Source organism: Sphingomonas sp. AOB5 (assembly GCF_029433115.1).
Classification (GTDB): domain Bacteria; phylum Pseudomonadota; class Alphaproteobacteria; order Sphingomonadales; family Sphingomonadaceae; genus Sphingomonas.
On the sequence record NZ_JARNTV010000044.1, the window covers coordinates 1 to 18973 of the forward strand.

The 18973-nt window shown below is 66.2% G+C and carries 20 protein-coding genes; 6 read left to right on the top strand and 14 right to left on the bottom strand.

Going from position 1 to position 18973, the window contains the following annotated elements; all coding sequences use genetic code 11:
- Together P1X14_RS15890 and P1X14_RS15895 are read right to left on the bottom strand one after the other, a co-directional pair.
- Positions 1-637, bottom strand: a 637-nt coding sequence (locus tag P1X14_RS15890; protein WP_277316377.1) for a TIGR04222 domain-containing membrane protein, incomplete at its 3' end; no start/stop codon positions are given.
- 7 nt (positions 638-644) lie between these two features.
- Positions 645-1214, bottom strand: coding sequence for a hypothetical protein (locus P1X14_RS15895; protein ID WP_277316378.1), 570 nt, complete (start codon positions 1212-1214; stop codon positions 645-647).
- 221 nt (positions 1215-1435) lie between these two features.
- On the opposite strand from P1X14_RS15895, the gene P1X14_RS15900 reads away from it, so the two are divergent.
- A complete protein-coding gene (locus tag P1X14_RS15900; RefSeq protein ID WP_277316379.1) occupies positions 1436-2548 on the top strand; it encodes an NAD(P)/FAD-dependent oxidoreductase in 1113 nt (370 codons plus the stop codon).
- Between the two features lie 7 nt (positions 2549-2555).
- Here the strand turns inward: P1X14_RS15900 and P1X14_RS15905 are convergent, their stop codons facing one another.
- The 7 genes from P1X14_RS15905 to P1X14_RS15935 form a co-directional block, all read right to left on the bottom strand.
- A complete protein-coding gene (locus P1X14_RS15905; RefSeq protein ID WP_277316380.1) occupies positions 2556-5732 on the bottom strand; it encodes a CusA/CzcA family heavy metal efflux RND transporter in 3177 nt (1058 codons plus the stop codon).
- Positions 5733-5735: 3 nt separating this feature from the next.
- A complete protein-coding gene (locus P1X14_RS15910; RefSeq protein WP_277316381.1) occupies positions 5736-6878 on the bottom strand; it encodes an efflux RND transporter periplasmic adaptor subunit in 1143 nt (380 codons plus the stop codon).
- A gap of 55 nt (positions 6879-6933) precedes the next feature.
- On the bottom strand, positions 6934-7269 hold the full coding sequence (locus P1X14_RS15915; protein WP_277316382.1) for a hypothetical protein: 336 nt from the start codon (positions 7267-7269) through the stop codon (positions 6934-6936).
- Positions 7270-7318: 49 nt separating this feature from the next.
- Positions 7319-7795 carry a ribosome maturation factor RimM gene (rimM, locus tag P1X14_RS15920; RefSeq protein WP_277316383.1) on the bottom strand — a complete coding sequence of 159 codons (477 nt, stop codon included), beginning with the start codon at positions 7793-7795 and terminating at the stop codon, positions 7319-7321.
- Between the two features lie 4 nt (positions 7796-7799).
- On the bottom strand, positions 7800-8354 hold the full coding sequence (gene rpsP / locus P1X14_RS15925) for a 30S ribosomal protein S16 (RefSeq protein ID WP_277316384.1): 555 nt from the start codon (positions 8352-8354) through the stop codon (positions 7800-7802).
- A 40-nt stretch (positions 8355-8394) separates the two neighbouring features.
- Complete coding sequence (ffh, locus tag P1X14_RS15930) at positions 8395-9903, bottom strand: signal recognition particle protein (RefSeq protein WP_277316385.1); 1509 nt, start codon at positions 9901-9903, stop codon at positions 8395-8397.
- 192 nt (positions 9904-10095) lie between these two features.
- The gene (locus P1X14_RS15935; protein WP_277316386.1) at positions 10096-10269 is read right to left on the bottom strand and encodes a hypothetical protein; all 174 of its coding nucleotides are present in this window, start codon (positions 10267-10269) and stop codon (positions 10096-10098) included.
- Positions 10270-10500: 231 nt separating this feature from the next.
- On the opposite strand from P1X14_RS15935, the gene P1X14_RS15940 reads away from it, so the two are divergent.
- Positions 10501-12132: an EAL domain-containing protein gene (locus tag P1X14_RS15940; RefSeq protein WP_277316387.1), complete on the top strand. Its 1632-nt coding sequence runs from the start codon at positions 10501-10503 to the stop codon at positions 12130-12132.
- Here P1X14_RS15940 and P1X14_RS15945 read toward each other — a convergent pair.
- A complete protein-coding gene (locus tag P1X14_RS15945) occupies positions 12107-12685 on the bottom strand; it encodes a DUF924 family protein (RefSeq protein ID WP_277316388.1) in 579 nt (192 codons plus the stop codon). The genes P1X14_RS15940 and P1X14_RS15945 overlap by 26 nt on opposite strands.
- Between P1X14_RS15945 and mtaB the strand changes: the two genes are divergently transcribed.
- From mtaB to P1X14_RS15960, 3 genes are read left to right on the top strand one after another with little or no spacing between them, the layout of a single operon-like run.
- A complete protein-coding gene (gene mtaB, locus P1X14_RS15950) occupies positions 12685-13908 on the top strand; it encodes a tRNA (N(6)-L-threonylcarbamoyladenosine(37)-C(2))-methylthiotransferase MtaB (RefSeq protein WP_277316389.1) in 1224 nt (407 codons plus the stop codon). The two genes, P1X14_RS15945 and mtaB, sit on opposite strands and share 1 nt — an antisense overlap.
- A complete protein-coding gene (gene ftsY, locus P1X14_RS15955) occupies positions 13905-14837 on the top strand; it encodes a signal recognition particle-docking protein FtsY (protein WP_277316390.1) in 933 nt (310 codons plus the stop codon). The genes mtaB and ftsY overlap by 4 nt, the downstream gene beginning before the upstream one ends.
- The gene (locus P1X14_RS15960) at positions 14830-15453 is read left to right on the top strand and encodes a septation protein A (RefSeq protein ID WP_277316391.1); all 624 of its coding nucleotides are present in this window, start codon (positions 14830-14832) and stop codon (positions 15451-15453) included. The genes ftsY and P1X14_RS15960 overlap by 8 nt, the downstream gene beginning before the upstream one ends.
- A gap of 7 nt (positions 15454-15460) precedes the next feature.
- Here P1X14_RS15960 and P1X14_RS15965 read toward each other — a convergent pair whose 3' ends face one another.
- The 3 genes from P1X14_RS15965 to P1X14_RS15975 form a co-directional block, all read right to left on the bottom strand.
- Positions 15461-15796 carry a hypothetical protein gene (locus tag P1X14_RS15965; protein WP_277316392.1) on the bottom strand — a complete coding sequence of 112 codons (336 nt, stop codon included), beginning with the start codon at positions 15794-15796 and terminating at the stop codon, positions 15461-15463.
- 101 nt (positions 15797-15897) lie between these two features.
- Complete coding sequence (locus P1X14_RS15970; protein ID WP_277316393.1) at positions 15898-16257, bottom strand: hypothetical protein; 360 nt, start codon at positions 16255-16257, stop codon at positions 15898-15900.
- 112 nt (positions 16258-16369) lie between these two features.
- Positions 16370-16990 carry a superoxide dismutase gene (locus P1X14_RS15975; protein WP_277316394.1) on the bottom strand — a complete coding sequence of 207 codons (621 nt, stop codon included), beginning with the start codon at positions 16988-16990 and terminating at the stop codon, positions 16370-16372.
- A gap of 197 nt (positions 16991-17187) precedes the next feature.
- Between P1X14_RS15975 and P1X14_RS15980 the strand changes: the two genes are divergently transcribed.
- The gene (locus tag P1X14_RS15980) at positions 17188-17751 is read left to right on the top strand and encodes a urate hydroxylase PuuD (RefSeq protein WP_277316395.1); all 564 of its coding nucleotides are present in this window, start codon (positions 17188-17190) and stop codon (positions 17749-17751) included.
- A 158-nt stretch (positions 17752-17909) separates the two neighbouring features.
- Here P1X14_RS15980 and pspF read toward each other — a convergent pair whose 3' ends face one another.
- Positions 17910-18941 carry a phage shock protein operon transcriptional activator gene (pspF, locus tag P1X14_RS15985; protein ID WP_277316396.1) on the bottom strand — a complete coding sequence of 344 codons (1032 nt, stop codon included), beginning with the start codon at positions 18939-18941 and terminating at the stop codon, positions 17910-17912.
- Positions 18942-18973: the final 32 nt, after the last annotated feature.

An 18973-nucleotide genomic window follows, 5' to 3' on the forward strand; every position in this document is an offset into this window, starting at 1 on the left:
GGCGCAGGCGATCCGCACTGCGGCGGGCATCGGCCAGCGCCGCCTGCCCGCCTTTGGTGCGCCGGTCGACCACGGCGAAGCGGACCAGCGCGAGGATCGCGGTGAGGATCATCAGCAAGGTGAGGTAGCCGACCGGCCGGTCCCGGCTGAGGCCCACCTCCAGCTTGATCGCACCGAACAGGAGCAGGAGGAGATAGGGCGTGGTCTGCCAGAAGCGCAGTTGCAGCGCGGTGCCGCCGTCCATCAGCAGCTCGCTGGAGATCAGGCGGCGGCGGATCGGATCGGCATGCGGCTCGATCGCGCGTTCTACCACATTCCACTTTGCGGGCGGTGTGAGCGCCAGCACGCTGCGTTCGGCGGGAGTGCTGCCCAGATGATGCGGGTCGGGCTGGAACTTGTTCTTGCCGACGAGGAACAGCGCCCGTGCCGCGAGCAGCCGGGCGACCACCGCATTGGCGAAGCGCGCCTTGCCCCCGGCCAGCCAGGCCAATTCGTCGGGATCGTTTGTGATGAAGGATCGCCCGTCGGGGCGCAGCCAGCGGGGGATCAGCAGGCCGAGGATGATGGTGAGAACCAGCAGCCCGCCATACAGAATGAGGAAGGGTCCGCCGGCAAGATCGAACGGTCCGAGTGACATGTGAGTCTCAGCTCCCTTGGATCATCATCCAGACGAGCAAGGCCGCGGCGCCCATCGCCACGATCCACCACAGAGCCCGTCTCGGGATGATGAGATATTCGCGCGGATGCACCCGCCGCGCGCGCGGGTCGTCGTTCAGCCGCCGGGCCGCGTCGGGCCACAGATCGGCTGGAGGGGTGCCGAACGCCTGCTCGTAGCTTTTGAGCGTTTCGGCATATTGCTCGAAATAGCGCTGCTGCTCTTGCGGCCCACCCGAGGTGGGGTCGTGATGCAGCGCGCGTCCGAGTATCTCGGGGCAGAAGCGCTCCCAATAATCGCGGGTATAGGTCAGATGCAGGTGCCAGACCTGATCGACCGCGTCCGAAGGCGTGACCGGATGGCGGGCGGTAACCGCGAGATAGCAGAAGCGCTTATACTCGAGGATCACCCGCTCGGCTTGCGTCAGGCTCCAGCCATTCTCGCGCGCGAGCCGCTGCGCGAAGCTGAAGGCGGCGTCCTCGGGTCCGACAAGGTAATGGAAGAGCCTGTCCCAGAGTTTGGGTTCGGCGAGGCAGGAAGCGCGTTCCGTATTGCCCATCTACAAATCCCACTAGACTAGTGGAGTTACAGCTTGATGACAGCGGCGGCCGCAGCTTGCCTGGTCCCGCAGGCAGACCTATATCCCGCCCGTCGCGAAAAACGACTCCCTGCCCCGGCAGGTGTCACGCATACGCCCCCGCATGCGGTCGGCCAGCGGCTCCGAAAGCAACGGCGTCGGCCTGCATCCAGCATGCGGGCTGCGCCAACAGGAGCGCGAACATGCGAAACGCGATTACGATTATCGGTGCTGGACTTGGCGGCCTCACCCTTGCCCGCACCCTCCACCTTCATGGCGTTCCCGCCACGATTTACGAAGCCGAAGCCTCGGCCCATGCCCGGGCGCAGGGCGGTCTGCTCGATATCCACGAACAGTCGGGGCAGCTCGCGCTGAAGGCGGCCGGACTGTACGATCCGTTCCTGCGGCTGGTCCGCCCCGGCGAAGATGCCAAGCGGGTGACCGACAGCAACGGCACGATCCTGCTGGACCGGCCCGGCGGCAGTAACGCCCGACCGGAGGTGGATCGCGGCGAGTTGCGGCAGATGCTGATCCGGTCGCTTCCAGCCAATATGATCCGCTGGGGTCACAAGGTCAGTGTGGTCACCACAACTTCCGGACGTCATGAAATCACCTTTGCCAATGGCGACGTGGCAACCAGCGATCTGGTGGTGGGTGCAGATGGTGCCTGGTCGAGGGTCCGGCCGCTGCTGTCGGACACGAAGCCGGCCTATACCGGGACCTGCTTTATCGAAATATTCCTGCCGAACGACCCGCGCCACAAGGCGAGCGCGGACGCAATCGGCAGCGGAACGCTGATGGCCGTCGCGCCCGGCAAGGGCATATTGGCGCATCGCAATGGCGACGGATCGCTTCACGGCTATGTGGCGCTGAACAAGCCCGAAGACTGGGTCGCGTCGATCGATTTCAGCGATGTCCGGGCCGGTCTGGCGCAGGTCGCGGCGCAGTTCGAAGGCTGGGCACCGCAACTGACTGCGCTGATCACCGAAAGCGAAATCGCGCCCGCAATCCGCCCCATCCATGCGCTGCCCGCCGATCACCGCTGGGACCGGATTCCCGGCGCGACGCTGATCGGCGATGCGGCGCATCTGATGTCGCCCTTTGCCGGGGAAGGCGCCAATCTGGCCATGCTGGACGGCGCGGAACTGGCACAGGCGATCCTTTCCCATCCCGACGATATCGAGGCCGGGCTGGCAGCCTATGAGGCGGCTTTGTTCCCCCGCAGCCGCAGGGTCGCGGAGGAAAGCGCACGCAATCTCGCCCGCTTCTTCGACGACGAAGCGCCACGGAGCACCGCGGCGCTGTTCGGCGGGTGAGGCTGCGTCAACTCTCCTTCGCGCGGCCGAACCGCGCATAGAGGGTCGGCAGCAGGATCAGCGTCAGCAGCGTCGCCGAGACAAGGCCACCGATCACCACCGTGGCCAGCGGGCGCTGAACCTCGGCGCCCGCGCCATGGCCCAGCGCCATCGGCACGAAGCCGAGCGAGGCGACCAAAGCCGTCATCGCCACCGGGCGGAATCGGGCCAGTGCCCCTTGTCGCGCGGCGGTGGCGCGATCCAGCCCGTCGCGAACGAGCGTCTGGATCGAGGTGAGCATCACCAGCCCGTTGAGCACCGCCACGCCCGACAGCGCGATGAACCCCGCCGCAGCGGAGATCGAGAAGGGCATGCCCCGCAGCCACAAGGCTGCCACGCCGCCGATCATCGCCAGCGGCACCCCGGTGAAGACGATCGCAACGTCGCGCGCATTGCCCAGCGCGCCGAACAGCAGCAACAGGATCGCGGCGAGGCATAGCGGCACCACCAGCATCAGCCGGTCGCGGGCAGACGCCAGATTCTCGAACTGCCCGCCCCATTCGAGATAGACGCCTGCGGGAAGGCGCACTTCGGCGTCGATCCGCGCCTGCGCATCGGCAACGACATTGGCCACGTCGCGCCCACGCACATTGGCCTGCACGACGATGCGGCGCTTGCCATTCTCGCGGCTGACCTGATTGGGGCCGTCGGTCACGCTGATATCCGCCACGCTGGAAAGCGGGACGAACGCGCCGGATGGCAATGGGACCGGCACCTGCGCCAGCGCCTCGGGATCGCCGCGTGCGGCTTCGTCGAGGCGGATGGTGACGGGGAAGCGCCGGTCGCCCTCGAAGATCAGCCCGGTATCACGCCCGCCGACTGTGGCGGCGATGACGTCCTGTACCGTGCCCGCAGGGATACCGAGCTGCGCCAGCACCTCGCGACGTGGCCGGATATCCAGCATCGGCAGGCCCTCGGTCTGCTCGACCCGGACGTCCACCGCGCCTTCGGTAGCGCGCAGGATCGCGGCGATACGGTCCGCCGTTTCGGACATGCGGACCGAATCGTCGCCGAACACCTTGACCGCCACATCGCCGCGCACGCCCGCGATCAGCTCGTTGAAGCGCATCTGGATCGGCTGGCTGATCTCGTACGCCTGACCCGGAAGTTTCGCGAGTTCGGCCTCGACCGACGCGATCAGCGCGGTCTTGTCCAGCCCCGGATCGGGCCATTGATCGCGCGGCTTCATGATGACGAACGTGTCGGAAATGTTTGGGGGCATCGGATCGGAGGCGACTTCCGCCGTGCCAGTCTTGGAGAAGACGAAGCGGACCTGGGGCAGTTTCGCCAGCCGCTGTTCGAGCCGCGACTGCATCGCCTGGCTCTGTTCGATCGAGGTACCGGGAACGCGCAGCACCTGTACCGTCAGGTCGCCTTCGTCGAGTTGCGGCAGGAATTCCTGCCCCAGCGTGCCGAACAGCAGCACCGCGCCAGCCAGCGTGGCGACGGCGGCGGCGATGACGAAGCGCGGCGCGGCCATGGCCCGGCCGAGCAGCGGCTCGTATCGCCGCTTGAGCCAGCCGATCGCCCGCCCCTCCTTCTCGCTGACCGGCTTACTGAGCAATGCGGCAATGGCCGCCGGCACGAAGCTGATCGAGAGAAGGAAGGCGAAGGCCAGCGCGATGATGACGGTGAGCGCCATCGGGGTGAAGGTCTTGTCCTCGACCCCGCTCAGCATCAGCAGCGGCACATAGACGAGGATGATGATCGCCTGTCCGTAGACCGAGGGCCGGATCATCTCGCGCGCCGCCGCCGCGACCGTATCGACCCGCTCGTCGCGGGTCAGCGCCCTGCCCGCCTCGTGCTGGCGCTCGCCCAGCCTGCGCAGCGCATTCTCGACGATGATCACCGCGCCATCGACGATCAGCCCGAAATCGAGCGCACCGAGGCTCATCAGATTGGCCGATACGCCGAGCCGCAGCATGCCGAAGCCGGTGAGCATCATCGTCACCGGGATCACCAGCGCGGCGATCAGCGCCGCGCGGAAATTGCCGAGCAGCGCGAACAGCACGACGATCACCAGCAACGCGCCTTCGCTGAGGTTACGCGTGACGGTGGCGATGGTCGCGTTGACCAGTCCCGTGCGGTCCAGCACCGGTTCGATGATGATGTCGGTCGGCAGCGAGGCGTTGATCGCGGTGAGCTTCGCCGTGACCGCGGAGGCGACTTCGCGGCTGTTGCCGCCGATGCGCATGATCGCGGTACCGACCACGACCTCCTCGCCATTCTCGGAAGCCGATCCCATGCGGAGCTGCTGGCCCAGCCGCACGCTGGCGACCTGTTCGAGCAGGATCGGCGTGCCGCCGCGGGTGATGACCGGTATCTTCGCGAGATCCTGAACGCCGGCGGGGCGCGCATCGGAGCGGACCGCCAGCCCCTCCCCGCTGCGATTGACCGTGCCGGCGCCGATACCGCGATTGTTGGCGGCGATGGCGGTAGCGAGATCGTCGATGGTCAGCCCGGCGGCGGCGAGCCGCTGTAGATCGGGCACGACCAGATATTGCTTCACATAGCCGCCGATGGAATCGACGCCCGCCAGCCCCGGCACCTGCCGCAGCATCGGCGCGACGATCCAGTCCTGCGCGGTGCGCAGATAGGTCGCCTTGTCGGCCTCGCTGACGAGATGCTCGCCCTCGGGGGTGATATAGCTGCCATCGGGCTGAAGGCCGGGCTGGCCGACCGGATGGCTGTCACCGGGGCGGTGCTCCATGCGGACGGTCCACATATGGACCTCGCCCAGGCCGGTGGCGATCGGGCCCAGTTCGGGCGTGGCGCCTTCGGGCAGTTCGTCCTCGACCGCGCGGAGGCGTTCCGACACCTGCTGCCGGGCGAAATAGATGTCGGTCGCGTCGGTGAAGACCGCAGTGACCTGCACGAAGCCGTTGCGGCTGAGCGAGCGGGTGTTCTCGAGGCCCGGCGTGCCCGCCAGAGCCGTCTCGATGGGAAAGGCGATCTGCTTTTCCGCGAGTTCGGGCGAAAGGCCGGGTGCGCGGATGTTCACCTGGACCTGATTGTTGGTGATGTCGGGAACCGCGTCGATGGGCAGGCGCACCAGCGCGAAGGCGCCGATCAGCGCGGCGACGAGGGTCAGCAGCAGCACTTGCCAGCGCCACCGGACCGAGAGCGTGACGATATGGCCGATCATCGATCAATGCCCGCCATGTTCGGCTTCGCCCTTGCCGGCCTCGGCCTTCAGGGTGAAACTGTTGGCGGCAGCGATGGTCTCGCCGCCCGAAAGGCCGCGGGTGATCGCCACCATCGGCCCGTCGCGGCGCCCGAGCGTGACCGGCACGATACGGAAGCCTTCGGCCGTGCGAACGAACACCACCGGCTTGTTGTCGATGGTCTGAACCGCCTCGGCCGGGATCATCAGCGCCGCGCCTGCCGCAGCGGGGCCACCGGCTTCGATCCGCGCCTGCACCGGCTCGCCTGCACGCCACTGGCCCGATCGATTGTCGAGATCGGCGATAACCCGCACCAACCGGGTCGAGGGATCGAGCGCGGGGGAAATGAAGCGGACCTTCGCCTGCTGGGTCCGGCCCGCACTGCTGATCTCCACCATCGCGCCCGGACGGACGCGCGCGGCATCCGCGGGAGGCAGGGACAGGGTAACACTCAGCCGGTCGAGATCGGCGATGCGGAACAGTTCGGTCTCGGCTGCGTCCGCCGCGAAATTCTGTCCCAGCACGGCGGTGCGCACGATGACCCGGCCGGAGATCGGCGCGGTGATCGCGATGCGATTGAGGCTGGCACCACGCGTGCCTGAAGCTTCGGCCTGTTGCCGCGCGAGGCGCAGCGCAACTTCGGCCTCGCGATTGGCGGCACGCGAGATTTCGACTTCGCGCAACGGGCGGAAGCCGCGCGCGTACAGCGCTTCGTCGCGGTTGAGCGTGGCGCGGGCGAGTTCGGCGCGGGTGCGGGCGCGTTCGATCTCGGCATGGAGCGAGGCGGCTTCGCGGCTTTCGATCACCGCGAGCGTCTGGCCGCGGGTAACGTAATCGCCGAGGTTGCGGGTCAGCGCGACGATGCGGCCGGATACCGGCGCGGCGACGATGCGCGTGCGGTCGGGATCGCTGTCGATGATCGCGGCGGCTTCGATGGCGGTGGCGCCACCGCCTGCGCGGGGCTGGACCAGCGTGATGCCGGCCGCGGCGATCTGCTCGGGGGTGAGCGTGATCGCTTCCTCGGCATGGTTTTCCGCGGGCTGGCTATTGGACACGGGTTCGGGCGCGGGCGAGCCGCAGCCGGCAACGACAAACGCGACGCAGAGCGCCGCAGGGAAACGGAACATGTTGGGTAACTCCTGACGATGGACGGATGCGCCGCGTCGGGCGCGAGCGTCGTCGTCAGGCGATGGGCGGGCGGAGCGGCGATCCGGGCGGACCGGCGCCGGGTACTGCGGATGCTGCGTTCTTCAGCGCGCCCGTATCGGCAACGCGAAGCTGCGGCGCGCAGAATTTCGCCGGAGAAGCGATGTCATGGCCGTGGCAGACATTGTGATGGTGCGGATAGCCATTCTCGCTATCGGCCGGCACCTGATCCTCGTCGCCATCGCCGTGAAGCCAGTGGGTCGCCTCGGTGGCTTCGTTGCCGCCCGCAGTCTCCGCGGCATGCGCGATCGATCCGCCGACAAGGCCGGCGAACAGGAAGCACATGGCGAGGAGCTTGAGCGCCCGGATCATCGCGACGGCTCGTAGCGGAAATGGGAGCGGCGGGAAACCACCGCCTGAGTCACTCGACGAAATCGTCGTTCACGACCAGCCGTTCGGCGTCCCATTCGGGCACCGCGTCGGGCTTCATCGGCAGCATGAAGCGTTTTCCGGTCGGGCGTTCGATCTCGATCACGTCGCCCGCGCCGTAATTGTCGATCGCCACCACCTTGCCCAGCGCTTCGCCCGAGGACGAGATGGCGGGCAGGCCCAGCAGATCGACATGATAATATTCGCCCTCGCCTAGCGGGGGCAGCGACGAGCGCGGCACGGTGAGTTCCGTGCCGCGCATCGCTTCGGCTGCGTTGCGATCGGTCACCTGCGTGAACCGCGCGATCGCGCCGTTATTGCCGGGGCGCAGCGACTTGAGCGTCAGTGCGCCATCGTTGAACGCCTTGTGGGCGTCGAGGTCCCCGGCGAAGACCTTCAGACGGACCTCGCCCGTCACGCCATGCGCGCCGATGATGACGGCCAACGTGACGGGGCGATCCTGCGTCAAGAAATCAGCCCTCGGCCTTTTCCTCGCCGGCTTCGACAGCCGGGGTTTCCTCGGCAACCGCTTCGGCGACCGCTTCAGCTTCCGGGGTCGGCGCTTCGGTAGCGGCTTCGACTTCGGCGGCAATCACGGCTTCGGTCTCGGCCTGAGCTTCCTCGACGGTCTCTTCAGCGACCGGCTCGGGTGCCGGAGCAGCAGCGGCCTCGGCAGCGGCTTCCTCGGCGGCCTTCAGCTTCTCGGCACGCTCTTCGGCGCGCTCGACGGCCTTCTCGCCCGGCTTGCCCTTGTTCGGGTTGTTCTTGGCAGCGCGCTCCTTGAGGCCGGCGGCGTCGAGGAAACGGGCAACGCGGTCGGTCGGCTGCGCGCCGACGCCCAGCCAGTAGGTCGCGCGCTCACCGTCGAGCACGATGCGCTTCGCGTCGTCCTTGGCGAGCAGCGGGTTGTAGGTGCCGATCTTCTCGATGAACTTGCCGTCGCGGGGCGAACGGGCGTCGGCAACGACGATCCGGTAGTACGGGCGCTTCTTCGAGCCGCCGCGCGACAGACGCATGGAAATAGCCATTAATTCATTCCTTCTTTCGATTTGTATTCAGTGAGTTGCGTTACTTTTTCTTCAAAAAATTCTGGAAGCCGGGCGGGAGGCCCGCGCCCGATCCGGGCAGGCCGGGCAGTCCGCCGCCCATCTTGCCCATGATGTCGTCGAGATCGGGTCCACCTGCGCCGCCGAGACCGCCAGGGCCTCCGGCACCGCCCATGCCACCCATGCCGCCGCCGCCCTTGCCGAGCATCGCCATCATGCCCTTCAGGCCGCCCATCTTCTTCAGGCGCTTCATCGCGGTCTGCATCTCGAGATGCATCTTCATCAGCTTGTTGACGTCCTGAACGGTCGTCCCCGAACCCTTGGCGATGCGGATCTTGCGCTTGGCGTTGATCAGCTCGGGCTTGGTGCGCTCCTTCGGCGTCATCGAACCGATCATCGCATCCATGCGCAGCAGGATGCGTTCGTCGACCGCGCCATTGGCCATGGCCTGCTGGGCCTTCTTCATGCCCGGGATCATGCCCGCCAGCGCACCGATGCCACCCATCTTGCGCATCTGGGCGAGCTGGCCGCGCAGGTCGTTCATGTCGAACTGGCCCTTGGCCAGCCGCGACGCCATCCGCTCGGCATCTTCCGCCTCGATCGAGGCAGCGGCCTTTTCGACCAGCGACACGACGTCGCCCATGCCGAGGATGCGGCCGGCGACGCGCTTGGGGTGGAACGGCTCGATCGCGTCGAGCTTTTCGCCCATGCCCGCGAACTTGATTGGCTTGCCGGTGACATGCCGCATCGACAGCGCAGCACCGCCACGGGCATCGCCGTCCATGCGGGTCAGCACCACGCCGGTGAGCGGCACCTGAGCCGAGAAGCTGGATGCGACGTTGACGGCGTCCTGACCGGTCAGGCTGTCGACGACGAGCAGGATTTCCTGAGGCTTCGCGATATCCGCGACGGCCTTCATCTCGTCCATCAGCGCCTGATCGACATGGAGGCGGCCCGCGGTATCGAGCATCACCACGTCGAAGCCCTGCAGCTTCGCGGCGCTCAATGCGCGCTGAGCGATCTCGACCGGGTTCTGACCCTTGACGATGGGCAGCGTGGCGACTTCGGTCTGGGTGCCAAGGACCGCGAGCTGCTCCTGCGCCGCCGGACGGTTCACGTCCAGCGAGGCCATCATCACCTTCTTGCCTTCGCTCTTGGTGATGAGCTTGGCCAGCTTGGCGGTGGTGGTGGTCTTGCCCGAGCCCTGAAGGCCGACGAGCATGATGACCGCGGGGGGCGTGACGCCCAGGTTCAGCTCGGCCGTATCCGGCCCGAGCATTTCGACCAGTGCGTCATGGACGATCTTTACGACCTGCTGGCCCGGGGTGATCGAGCGGAGGACTTCGTGGCCCACCGCCTTCTCGGTCACCTTCTCGACGAAGTCGCGCGCCACCGGAAGCGCGACATCGGCCTCCAGCAGCGCCACGCGGACTTCGCGCATCGCTGTCCGCACATCGGCTTCGGTGAGCGCGCCACGGCCCCGCAGGCGCTCGAAAACGCCGCCCAGCCGCTCGCTCAGACTCTCGAACATGAGACCAAAATCACTCCAGTTATCGTGCCCCGAATCGCCAAACGCAAAGCGAGCCGGCGGACGAAACCTCGTCGGCCGGCCTGCACCCGTAGGCGCTGATGCGATCGCGTTCCGGGGAACGGATGGGCGGCCACATAGCGGCGAACGCCCGGATACGCAAGGCGTGCGGGCCAGTCCGCCCGAACAGCCGGTCTAGTCGGCGCGAAGCACCGGTTGCGTTCCGGGCCGCGTGCCTGCCGCCGCCTTTCCATAGAGTTCGGCGAACTGGCGATGCGTCGCCGCGATGCCGGGATCGTCCGCGCGCTCGGCGGCTTCAAGCGCCTGACGGCGCCGTCTTTCGAAATATTCGCTTTCGAGGTTGCTCATGGCAAGCTCCGTGCGTCTCGCAAGCGGCAGCTTTACAGTTGCTGTCATTCGACGCCGGGCTTGTGGCAGAAGGCACCGATGGGATGAAGATCGGCCTTTTGCCGGGTCGAGTCAAAGGGCCGGTTGCGAAACAATCGCCACCTGCAAAAACAAATCATCGCCGCTTAACCCGTTCTATACCCTGGCTGTGAGACACCCCCAACCTCATCGTATTGGGGGAGCATTCCGGCAATGGCGCTGGATCTCGAGCAGACCACCGAACCCGAAGCCGGCAAGAGCGGCGACATCGTAACCGGCGCGATCAGTGTCGCGGCGATCCTGATGTTCGTCGGCACCGGCAGTTCGGTGCTGTCGACCACGCTCCAGCATTATTTCGAAGGCGGCGCCCCCGCCGACCGCACGCTCGTGATCGCCCTGCTGCTCAACGTCGCGCTGATCCTGTTCGGATGGCGGCGCCACAATGCGCTGCGCATCGAAGTGCGCGTGCGTGCCGCGGCCGAGGAGCGCGCGCACCTGCTCGCCAGCCGCGATCCGCTGACCGGATTCCTCAACCGCCGCAGTCTTGCCGAGGAAGGCGCGGCGATGTTCGTCCGCGCCAATCGCCGCCGCAAGGCGATGGCGCTGATGATGCTCGACCTCGATCACTTCAAGACGATTAACGACATGCACGGCCATGCCGTGGGCGACGCATTGCTGCGCGCGGTGGCGAACGAGATCGCGGCGGCGATGCCCCCGATCGCGCTGACCGCGCGGCTGGGCGGCGACGAATTCTCGTGCGGCTTCCTGTTCGATCCTACCCAGCCGGGCACGGTCGAGCGGATCGCGGAGAAGCTGGTCAGCCGCATGTCGCAGCCGTTCGACGTCGAGGGCCTGCGCCTGCATATCTCCTGCTCGCTGGGCGTGGCGCGTTCGGACTTCGAATGCCCGAGCATCGACGCGCTGATGCGTTCGGCCGATATCGCCATGTACCAGGCGAAGAAATCGGGCCGGAACCGCTTCGCCTGGTTCGATCAGTCGATGGAGCGCGAGCTGCAGACGCGCAACGAGCTGGAATCGGGCCTGCGCACCGCGATCCCGCGTCAGGAGATCGTCCCCTATTTCGAGCAGCAGGTCGATCTGACCACCAACAAGCTGCACGGCTTCGAGGTGCTGGCGCGCTGGGAACATCCGGTGCGCGGGCTGATCAGCCCCGAGCTGTTCATACCCATCGCCGAAGAGACCGGCATGATCGCCGACCTGTCGCTGTCGATCATGCGCCAGTCCTTCATCGCCGCGCGCGACTGGGATCCGTCGCTGAGCCTGTCGATCAACATCTCGCCCTGGCAGCTGCGCGATGCATGGCTGGCGCAGAAGATCATCAAGGTGCTGACCGAAACCGGCTTCCCCGCCAACCGGCTGGAAGTGGAGATCACCGAAAGCTCGCTGTTCGACAATCTCGCGCTTGCGCAGTCGATCGTGGGCAGCCTGAAGAATCAGGGCGTGCGGCTGGCGCTCGACGATTTCGGCACCGGCTATTCGTCGCTGGCACACCTTCGCGCCCTGCCCTTCGACCGGATCAAGATCGACAAGAGCTTCGTCATGTCGCTCAACGAGAATGCGGACTCGGCCGCGATCGTCAACGCCATCGCGCGGCTGGGCGAAAGCCTGAACCTGCCGGTGACTGCGGAAGGCGTCGAGGATGCCGCGATCGAGGAACGGCTGCGCGCGATCGGCTGTGCGAAGGCGCAGGGCTGGCTCTATGGCCGCCCGCTCTCGGTGACCGGCGTGCGCCGTCTGCTGGCGGAGCGGCGGTTGCTGGCGCAGCAGCAGGGCATTGCGGAAGCGCCGGCGGCGGAAGTTACCAGCCAGCGCCTGGCTGGCTGAGGTACAGCTTCTCGTCCGGCGTATTCTCCCTCCCCAGCGCCTCGTTGCGTGAGGGAAAGCGGCCGAAACGTTCGATCACCGCGGCGTGATCGCGGGCGAAATCGATATTCTGCTGCACCCCCAGCGCGTCGAAGCATTTGAGGCACAGCGCCTGCAACTCCGGATCTTCGGCGTGCATCAGCGGCATGTACAGGAACTGGCGGCGCTCCGCGGCCATGCCTTCGTCCCAACCGCTGACCAGCGCCAGTGCGGTCAGCTCCTGTGCCAGCGGATCGGCGGCGAAGGCCTCAGCCGTGCCGCGATGGATGTTGCGGCTGAACTGATCGAGGATGAGGATCGCGGCGAGCAGCGTATCGGGATCGTCGCGCCAGCCCTCCGCGCCGGTGCCCAGCACCAGATCGCGTAGCGGCCCGAATAGTTGCCGCACCTCGTCATCGAACGAATCCGACTTGGCGAACCATTGCTCGGGCATCGCCAGATCGAACCAGAAGCCGAGCACTTCCTGCGCCTTCGCGTGGACATCGAGGTCCGTCACACCTAGATCGTCCGCCAATGCCGCTCTCCTCGCCACATGTGATCAGTCTGGGCTGTCGCCTCAACCTTGCCGAAAGCGAAACGATCCGTTCGCTTCTGACAGGGCGTGACACGGTCGTGGTGAACAGTTGTGCCGTCACCAACGAAGCCGTCAAGCAGACGCGTCAGGCGATCCGCCGGGCGCGGCGCGAGCGGCCCGGGGCGGAACTGGTGGTGACCGGCTGTGCGGCGCAGATCGATCCGCAGGCCTTCGCGGCGATGCCCGAGGTCGACCGGGTGATCGGCAATGCCGAGAAGCTAGACGCCGCGGCATGGAGCAGCGAAGCCGCGCTGGTGGTGCAGGACATCATGGCGGTGCGCGAAACCGCGCCGCATCTCGCCGCCAGCTTCTCCACCCATGCCCGCGCATTCGTCGAGGTACAGAATGGGTGCGACCATCGCTGCACCTTCTGCGCGATCCCGTTCGGGCGGGGGAACAGCCGGTCGGTGCCCGCAGGCGCGGTGATCGATCGCATCTCGATGCTCGCGGAAAGCCATGCCGAGGTGGTGCTGACGGGCGTGGACCTGACCAGCTATGGCCATGACCTGCCAGGCCAGCCGAACCTGGGCACGCTGGTCGAGCGCATCCTGCGCCATGTGCCCGCACTGAAGCGGCTGCGGCTTTCCTCGCTGGACGGGATCGAAGTGGACGACCGGCTGTTCGCGCTGCTGACGCAGGAGGAACGGGTGATGCCGCATGTCCATCTGTCGCTGCAGGCGGGCGACGACATGGTGCTGAAGCGAATGAAGCGCCGCCACGACCGCGCGCAATCGGTTGCGCTGGTCGAGCGGCTGAAGGCGGCGCGGCCCGAGATCGCAATCGGCGCGGACCTGATCGCAGGCTTCCCGACCGAGGACGAAGCGATGTTCGCCAACACCCGCGCACTGATCGCCGATTGCGACGTGGTGCACGCCCATATCTTCCCCTACAGCCCGCGCGCCGGCACCCCCGCGGCGCGGATGCCGCTGGTGGAGCCGGAAGTAGTGAAGGCCCGAGCTGCACTGTTGCGGGACGAAGCCGCCCGGCGCAGGGCGAACTGGCTCGAAAGCCTTGTCGGCAGCGAGCAGGAAATTCTGGTAGAGCGCCCCGGCGACAGGGGTCATGCGGGTAATTTCGCCGAAGTCCGGCATGCCCGAAGCGAAGTTGGAGAGATTGTGCGGTTGAAGATCACCAGCGTTCAGGACGGAAAGCTGATCGCATGAGCACCAGTTGGCACCAGCGCCTGCTCGGCGGGTTCAAGCGCACCTCGGACCGGCTGATCGGCAACCTTGCCGGCCTCACCCTCGGCCGTCTCGACGAGGCGACGCTCGACGAGATCGAGGAAGCGCTGATCGCGTCCGATCTCGGCCCCGGCACCGCGGCCAAGATTCGTGCGCGGCTGGCCGAGGGTCAGTTCGAGACGGGCATGGAGGAGCTGGGCATCCGGCTGGTCGTCGCCGAGGAAATCCAGAAGGCGCTCGCCCCCGTATCCAAGCGGCTGGAGATCGAAGCCTTTCCGCGGCCGCAGGTGATCCTGGTGATTGGCGTCAATGGCTCCGGCAAGACCACGACCATCGCCAAACTGGCGAACCTGCTGATGGAGCAGGATTACAGCGTGATCCTCGCCGCTGGCGACACGTTCCGCGCCGCCGCAATCGGCCAGCTCAAGACCTGGGCCGAGCGGATCGGCGTGCCGATCGTCACCGGGCCCGAGGGCGGCGATCCCGCGGGCATCGTGTTCGAAGCGGTGAAGCAGGCGACCGAGAAGGGCATCGACGTGCTGATCGTCGACACTGCCGGGCGCCTCCAGAACAAGCGCGAGCTGATGGACGAGCTGTCCAAGATCCGCCGTGTGCTGGGCCGGCTGAACCCCGCCGCGCCGCATGACGTGGTGCTAGTTCTCGATGCGACCACCGGACAGAACGCGCTGAACCAGATCGAGGTGTTCAAGGAAGTGGCGGGTGTCACCGGCCTCGTCATGACCAAGCTGGACGGCACCGCGCGCGGCGGCGTGCTGGTCGCGGCTGCGGAGAAATACGGTCTTCCGATCCACGCGATCGGCGTGGGAGAGAAGGTCGACGATCTCCGGCCGTTCGACGCCAACGAGGTTGCACGGATCATCGCGGGCGTGGAAGAACTCACCAATGGCTAGTGCATCGACGCGTCCCGAGGTTTCCCCGCTGGCACGCATGGCGATCGATATCGGTCCGCTGATCGTCTTCTTCGGCATCTATTTGCTTGCCGGAGGCCCCGACCTCGAGCGGCTGTTCGCGGCGACCGCGGCGTTCATGATCGCGATGTGCGCGGCGATGGCGCTATCGTGGTGGAAGACCCGCCATATCTCGCCGATGCTGTGGATCTCGGGCGGGCTGGTGCTCGTGCTGGGCAGCCTGACGCTGTATTTCCACAACGAAGCCTTCATCAAGATGAAGCCGACCTTCGTCTATCTGCTGTTCGCGCTGATCCTGGGCTATGGCCTCGCGACGCGGCGTCCCCTGCTCTCGCTGGTGCTGGGCACCGCCTATCCGGGCTTGAGCGAGCGCGGCTGGCGGCTGCTGACGATCAACTGGACCGCGTTCTTCGTGGTGATGGCGATCCTCAACGAAGTGGTGTGGCGCACCACCAGCACCGGCTTCTGGGCCAGCTACAAGCTGTGGGGCGCGATCCCGCTGACGCTGGTGTTCGCGATGGCCAATATCCCGATGCTGATGAAGCATGGGCTGCAACTGGACGAGCCCAAGGAGCCGCCGGTTCCGCCGGTCGAGTGAGCCGGAACTAGCGGATCGTTCCTGCCCGGGCGACGCAGGCTTTTGCCTGTTCGACAATCTGTTCGCCCGGGATTTCGCCGATGATCCGCGCACGTTCGCGATCAACCGCGGCAAAGGCGTCCTTCTCGGCAATGCGCGCGGGAATGGCATGCGCGTTGAGGTGCGTCATTCCCGCGACGAGAGCGGCCTGACGAAAGGCCGGATCGTTCGGCACATTGCCCGAGTTCATGAGATGATCCGCAGCGCTGATGAGCGCGGCGCAACGAAGATGGTCCATCACACCCGCCTTTGCCTCGACCGTCTGATTATCCGGCGTCTGAGGCGAACAGGCCGCCATCAGCATCAGGGCCGTTGCCATTCCGCAAACCCCAATCTGTCGCATCGCACGCTCCCGGCCGTTCGTTGCGGCAGGGTATCGGCGCGGCCTTAAGGAAGCATGAGACCCTAGCGGGCGCCGCTGCGCGCGGCGGCAAGATCGTCGCGCAGCAGTTCCTCGAACACGCCAAGCTCGGACAGTTCGGAATCGCTGAGGCCGCCACGGTTGAAACGCGCGCGCATCGACTGGATACGAGCAGCGTCGCGGCGCAGGCGGCGCGCGGTGCGGCGATCGATCTGGCCGCTTTCCAGCGCCTCGTCGATTTCGCCGCGGATCTGGCGCATCGATCGCGGATTGGAGCCGGGCGAACCCATGCGGGTTTCGCTGCGCGGCAGCCGCGCCTCGGGCTTGCTCGGATAGAGCCGCTCGGCACCGCCGCCCGGCCCGCCCCAGATCTGTGCCGAAGCCGGCGAGGCAAGCGCCAGCATGGGGAATATCGCCAACCAAATCCGCACACGCCGCTCCCGATCCGATCTCGCGAACCTGGTCAGCGGTGGTTGAACGCCGGGTGAACATCCCTCTCCCTTGGGAGAGGGATGTTCACCCCTGATCGGCGCGGGTGATGCCCTTGCCGTCGAGATTCTCGGCAACGAATTCCCAGTTGATCAGGTTCGAGGTCAGCACCTCGAGATATTTCGGCCGGGCGTTGCGATAGTCGATGTAATAGGCGTGTTCCCACACATCGATGGTCAGCAGCGGCACCATGCCTTCATGCACCACCGGCGTATCGGCATCGTGCAGCGAGCCGACACCCAGCTTGTCGCCATCGAGCACCAGCCAGCCCCAGCCGCTGGCAAAGTGATTGGTCGATTCCTCGACCAGCTTCTTCACCAGCGCTTCGGGGGTGCCGAAGCTTTCCTCGATCATCTTGGCCAGCTTGCCCGACGGAGTCTGCTTTTCCGGCGACAGGCATTTCCAGAAGAAGCTGTGGTTCCAGATCTGGGCCGAGTTGTTGAATAGGCCCTTGTCGCCCTTGGCCTTGGCCGCGGCGATCACTTCGGAGAGCTTGGCGTCGGCCAGATCGGTGCCGGCGATCAGGCCGTTGGTCTTGTCGACATAGGCCTTGTGATGCTTGCCATGGTGGAACTCCAGCGTCTCGGCGGACATGTGCGGCGCAAGCGCGTCGGCTGCATAGGGAAGTGCTGGAAGTTCGAAAGCCATGGTTACTCTCCGTAGATGCGGGATCGTGGAAACAGGTTTGGGGGCAGAACGAACGCCCGCGCGATCCGGTCCCTCCCTTACGCCCATTTCGCTCATGATGCCCGGAGGAATCGTTGCATGTGACAAACGAAATCTGGCGGCATAAGGAGGAACCGACGCGGTGGGGCAATGCCGCGACGGATCAGGGGAGCCATGACATGGACAAGTTACTCGGCAATCTTCACGCAGTGCTCGCGATCGGCTTCGTGCTGGCGCTGGGCATCATGTTCGCCGCCTTTCCGCAGGGCGCCGAGCTGATGTGGAGCGGCGTGCTGCAATGGCTGCACGTGTTCTTCGGCATCACCTGGATCGGCCTGCTCTACTATTTCAACTTCGTGCAGATCCCGACCATGCCGGCGATCCCCGCCGACCTGAAGCCGGGCGTTTCGAAGTTCATCGCGCCCAAGGCGCTGTTCTTCTTCCGCTGGGGCGCGGCGCTGACCGTGCTGACCGGCCTGTTGCTGGTCTATGTGAATGGCGACGCGCATGCCGCCTTCACGCTGGCCGAGGATCGCCGCCTGATCGGCATCGGCATGTATCTGGCGCTGATCATGGCGTTCAACGTGTGGTTCATCATCTGGCCGGCGCAGCAGAAGGCGCTGGGCCTGGTTCCGGCCGAAGACGCGGTGAAGGCGAAGGCCGCCAAGACCGCGATGATGACCTCGCGGATCAACACGATGCTGTCGATCCCGATGCTGTTCTGCATGACCAACATGCACTAATCGCGGCCCTTCTCCCCTCCCTGCAAGGGAGGGATTAGGGGCGGCTACAGAAAAGGCCGGGGCTCGATGCCCCGGCCTTTTCTTTTTGTCGCATGTGGGAGGAGCTCGCCTTCGGCTCGCACCCACCCTCAGCCCCTCCCTTGCAGGGAAGGGAGCTTTCAGCCCCCAGCCCCCAGCAATTCGTGCCGCTTCAGCGCGTGGCGGAGCTGGTCGTAGGTCAGGCCCAGCGCCTCGGCAGTCGCGCGCTGGTTGAAGCGGTGTTCGGCTAGCGCCTGGGCCAGCAATTCGCGTTCGAAACGGTTCACCCGCGTCTTGAAGTCACGGGCATCGTCCATCGGCGGCAGCGGGACAGCATCGCGGGCCGGTGCTTCGTCGGCCGTAGCAGCAGGCGCAGGCGCAACCTTGGCTGCACGCGGGCGATAGGGCGACTGGAACGGATCGATCTCGATCGAATCGATCGGCCCGTCCTGCTCCCAGCGATAGACCGCGCGCTCGACAACGTTGCGCAGCTCGCGGACATTGCCCGGCCAGTCGTAATTTTCGAGGATGTCGAGCGCGTGCGGGCCGAAACCCGGCCAGTCCTCCTGCCCGATCTCCGAACGCATGCGGCGGCCATAGAATTCGGCCAGCACGATCACGTCCCCGCCGCGATGGCGCAGCGGCGGCAGGGTGACGACTTCGAACGAGAGCCGGTCGAGCAAATCGGCGCGGAAGGTGCCCGCATCGACCCGGTCGGGCAGATGCTCGTTGGTCGCCGCGACGATGCGCACATCGACCTGGGTCGGCCGCGACGATCCGATGCGGTGGATCTCACCATATTCGACTGCGCGCAGCAGCCGTTCCTGCGCGCCCATCGACAGCGTACCGAGCTCGTCGAGGAACAGGGTGCCGCGATGCGCCTCCTCGAACCGGCCGGTCCGCGCCTTGGTCGCGCCGGTGAAGGCGCCCGCCTCATGGCCGAACAGTTCGGCTTCGATCAGCGTCTCGGGCAGCGCGGCGCAGTTCATCACCACCAGCGGCTGATCCCAGCGCTGGCTCAGGCGGTGAAGACGCTCGGCCACCAATTCCTTGCCGGTGCCGCGCTCGCCGATCACCAGCACCGGGCGGTCCATGATCGCGGCACGGCTGGCACGTTCGAGCGCATCGAGAAAGGCCGACGACTGGCCGATAACCTGCGTGGTGCGTTCCATGCCAAATCCTTGGGGTATTTTCCCAACTATTA